The following is a 3,686-nucleotide window of genomic DNA, read 5'->3' as shown; positions in this document are numbered from 1 at the left end:
GTCGCCGAGGGCGTGCCGCTAGGGCAATTGGTCACTGAACTGGGGCGCTATCGGCATGGTGTTTTGGGCTGCGATCCACAGGTGGCGAATCTGCGCGTGGTGGGGACGTTTTCAGTTCGCGACACTGATCGCGCCTTGGCTTCGCTGGTGGGCATCTTGCCGGTGCGGGTCAACCGCCTGATGCCATGGTGGGTAACGCTAGAAGCTCGCGTTTAAATTATTTTCAATTGTCAGTTCCCTTTTTGATGCGCTCGTTCGGTGTAGATGAAAGCAGACCTTTTCTCTTACTTGAGCGGTATCAGCAGCATGCCTCCGAACCTTCCGATTCATCGCCGTTTCAGCCTGTCGCCACTGGCGCTGGTCCTTGCGCTAGACGTCGCCTCATTGTCGAACGCCATGGCCGCGCAAAACGCTAGCCATGAGTTTCATATTCCCAAAGGTGACCTGACGGCCCAACTGGCACGTTTCGCTCAAGCCGCAGGTATTGAACTGGCGGGCAATGCTCAGTTAACCGACGGCAAGGTAGGCCGCAGCCTGGAAGGCGACTATGGGGTGGATGCGGGCTTGGCACAGTTGCTGGCGGGAACCGGCGTGTCGTCGGTCAAACAGGGCAACGGCGTGTACGTTCTAGTGGTCGCCGATGCGATGGAGCTGGCCCCGACTCAGATCAACTCCAGCAGCGAGTCCAGCACCAGCTACCAGCCGGGGAACACCAGTTCAATCTTGCGCAGTGACAAATCCAGCCTCGAGGTGCCGCAAGTGGTCAATGTGGTCACGGCTCAGGTGCTGCGTGATCAGAAGCCACGAAACCTCGATGACGCGCTGGTCAACGTCAGTGGCATCACTCAGGGCAATACGTTGGCCTCCACCCAAGACACGCTCATGAAGCGCGGCTTTGGTGGCAATCGCGACGGCTCGATCATGCACAACGGTATGCCGTTGGTGCAGGGCAGGGGCTTGAGTGCAACCGCTGACAGCGTGGAAGTGCTTAAGGGACCGGGTTCGTTGCTGTACGGCATCATGGACCCGGGCGGGGTGATTAACGTGGTCAGCAAGCGTCCATCGTTGGAAAGCTACAACGCGATCACTGCACGAGCCTCTGGCTATGCCCACGACAAGGATGGCAGCGGCGGCACGCTGGACACCACCGGCCCGTTGGGTGACAGCGGCCTGGCGTATCGGCTGATTGTCGACCATGAAGACGAGGATTATTGGCGCAACTTTGGCACCCACCGCGAAACCTTGGTCGCGCCGTCTTTGGCTTGGTACGGCGACACGACGCAAGTGGTGGTGTCCTATGAACACCGCGAATTCCTCGCGCCGTTTGATCGGGGCACCGCACTCGACCCGAAGACCAATCACCCGCTGAACATATCGCGCTCGGAACGTCTGGATGAACCGTACAACAACATGGAAGGGCGCTCGGACCTGACGCAGTTGTCGGTTGATCATCAGTTCAATGACAACTGGAAGGCGCACTTGGGCTATAGCTGGAACCGTGAAACCTACGACGCCAACCAAGTGCGCACCACAGCCATTAACTCCACCACTGGCGTAGTGAGCCGCAGCAACGATGCCACTCATGGCTCGGTCACTACAGACAGTTTTGCCATTGGCACGTTGGAAGGCACTGTCGATATTGCGGGCTTCCAGAATGATCTGCAGCTAGGCGTGGACAACGAGAAACGCAAGATTTTCCGTGCCGACCTGCTGCGCCAAGCCACGACGTCCACCTTCAATTACCTGAACCCGGTGTACGGGCGGGAGTCGCCGTCCAGCACCGTTTCGGCCAGCGACAGTGACCAGACAGACAAGCTGCGCACCACGTCGTTGTTCGCTCAGGATGCATTTCATCTCACCGATAAGTGGATCTTGGTAGCAGGTGCTCGTTATCAAATGTACGACCAGATAGCCGGTCGCGGTCGTCCGTTTACTGCCAATACCAATATCAATGGGCAAAAATTCTTGCCCCGGGTTGGGCTGGTTTACAAACTCACTGACGAAGTTTCCCTCTATGGCAGCTATACCGAGTCGCTTAAGCCGGCGTCGACTATCGCGCCACTAAGCACCGGCGTGGTAATTGACTCAAGCGTGTTGCCCGAAGAAGCAAAGTCCTACGAAATGGGGATCAAGCTGGACGTGCCAGGGCGCATCTCCGGCACCTTGGCCGTCTTCGATATCAAGAAGAAAAACGTGTTGGTTTCGGCGTTTAATGACGTCACCAAGCTGACCGATTGGCGCACTTCAGGCGCCGCCCGGTCACGCGGTGTCGAGTTGGACGCCACGGGCGAACTGACTGATCGCTGGAGCCTTATCGGCAGTTATGCCTGGCTGGACGCGATTACTACGGATGACCCGGACTACAAGGGCAATCGGCTATGGAATACCGCTAAACAGACGGCCTCCCTGGCCGCAGCCTATGACTTCGGTTCGATTCTTGGTGGTGGCGATCGACTGCGCGCCGGTGGCGGCGCTCACTATGTCGGCGAACGGCCAGGCGATTCCGCCAATTCGTTCGATCTGCCTTCTTATACAGTGGCTGATGCGTTTGCTTCCTATGACACGCGCATTGACGAGCACAAGGTTAACGTTCAGTTGAACGTGAAGAACCTGTTCGACCGAACCTATTACACCTCTAGCGCTAACCGTTACTTCATCTCGTTAGGTGATACGCGGCAGTTCATCCTGTCCACTACGTTGGAATTTTGAGGAGATGTCATGAGTATTCCAATCAAGGCGCTGGCAGGGCTCGCGCTCGTTATTCAGCTTGGCGCAGCGCAGTGGGTTCAGGCCGCCGAGCCGTTGCTGTATCGCATTACCGCCGCCAACGTGCTGCCAGGCTCAGGTCATAGTTGGGGGTTCGGCGCGCTGGAGGCCAAGCGGCCTTACCTGTTTATCGCCCGTCGTGAAAACGGCCTTACAATCTTTGATGTGCAGAAACAGAAAGCCGTCAAAACCTTGGTCAATTCTGCGGGCGCAAATACCGTGGTCTTTGTGCCTAAACATGACCGTGCCTACGTCGCCAACATGGATGGCAGTGTCGGCGTTATCGCGCTAAATAGTTTGCGGGTGATCAAGCGTGTGCCAGTGGATTCCGGCAACTTGAACAACGCCGTGTATGACGCCGGCAATGACCGGGTGATCTTCACCAGTGGCCGACGCGGCGATCACTCGACGCTGTATTTCCTTGACCCGCGCACTGACAGCATTACCGGTTCGCGAGACATACCGGCGCTCAAACTCGACGGCCCGATCATGCTCGGCAACGGCAATTTGATCGTGCCTATGCGCGATGAAAATCAAGTCGCGGTGTTGAGTGGTTCCGATCTGGCAACCCTGCAGCAATGGCAATATCCCAATTGCAGCAAACCCAGTGCGCTGGCCGCTGACGAAGCGGGTGGACGGTTGTTCATAGCTTGCCGTGGCGATACGCCAACGTTGATCATCGCGGACTTGGCCAGCGGTGCGCAGCAAGCCTCACTGCCGATTACCCGTGCGGTGAACACCATGGCTTATGATGCAAAACGTCAGCAGTTACTGATTCCCAGCGGCGCCGACGCCAGCCTGTCAGTGGTCGAGCGCGACGCGGCGGGGCAGTACGCTGTCAGTGCGACCATCGGTTCGCGGCCATGGGCGCACAATATGGTATTCGACGCACAGCGTGGCCAAGCCTACCTGCTTGCTAT

General features: G+C 57.6%; 2 protein-coding genes and 1 pseudogene. All 3 read left to right on the top strand.

The window, feature by feature from the left end:
* Window positions 1-216 (top strand): annotated as a pseudogene (locus M0974_RS04495) (Fe2+-dicitrate sensor protein); the annotation flags it as partial.
* 48 nt (window positions 217-264) lie between these two features.
* Window positions 265-2,709, top strand: a complete 2,445-nt coding sequence (locus tag M0974_RS04490; protein ID WP_297833329.1) for a TonB-dependent siderophore receptor — start codon at window positions 265-267, stop codon at window positions 2,707-2,709.
* Between the two features lie 9 nt (window positions 2,710-2,718).
* Window positions 2,719-3,686, top strand: a 968-nt coding sequence (locus tag M0974_RS04485; protein WP_297833327.1) for a hypothetical protein, incomplete at its 3' end; no start/stop codon positions are given.

Source organism: Pseudomonas sp. (assembly GCF_026224925.1).
Lineage (GTDB): Bacteria > Pseudomonadota > Gammaproteobacteria > Pseudomonadales > Pseudomonadaceae > Aquipseudomonas.
This window is presented reverse-complemented; position numbering and strand designations above follow the sequence as displayed.